Origin of the sequence: Leyella stercorea, assembly GCF_019052365.1 — a bacterium.
Lineage (GTDB): Bacteria > Bacteroidota > Bacteroidia > Bacteroidales > Bacteroidaceae > Prevotella.
Genome location: NZ_JAHQUY010000189.1, coordinates 1 through 588, shown reverse-complemented (window position 1 = coordinate 588; position 588 = coordinate 1). Strand labels below are relative to the sequence as shown.

Annotated in this window: 1 protein-coding gene; it reads left to right on the top strand. The window is 43.7% G+C overall.

From position 1 onward, the window contains the following. Positions 1 to 101: 101 nt before the first annotated feature. Positions 102 to 588 (top strand): sigma-70 family RNA polymerase sigma factor (locus tag KTQ90_RS13555; protein ID WP_217318855.1); only part of this gene is annotated, 487 nt, incomplete at its 3' end.

The window sequence follows — 588 nt, the reverse complement described above, 5'->3', positions numbered from 1 at the left end:
TTTGTGGAAGACAAGGAGTCGTTGAATGTTTTTTCTGTAAATTTTGAAAAAAGTTATTGTTTTGCTTAGTTTTTTGCTTTGCTCAACTGTATAGATAGTGTATGAAACAGGAAAAGGACATAGAAAGAATGTTTCGTCAGCATTACGAGAAGATGTACAATCTGGCCAGAAGCATCCTCTCCGATGACGATGAAAGCAAGGATGTAGTGAGCGAAGTCTTTACCACGATTCTTGCCGATGATGCAGTCCTGATGCCTGAGAGTGAGGAAGGATTCCTGATGAGGAGCGTCCGCAACCGCTGTCTCAACCTGATAGCCCATAAGGGCGTGAAGGAAAAGGTAGCGAAGTTGCTCATAGATGATACCGATGTTATTTTGTCGGATGAAACCGATGAGCGACTGGAGCAGTTGTTGCTTCTCATCGAAGACCTGGAACCGCCTATCCGACAACTCATTTTCCGTCTGCGCTATCTTCAGGAGAAATCTTATCAGGAGGTGGCTGATGAAGTGGGAGTGAGCAAGGTGACAGTATTCAACCCAAATCGGTCATTAGAAAAAGCTTCTTGTCATTTTCTAATGACCGCCATTA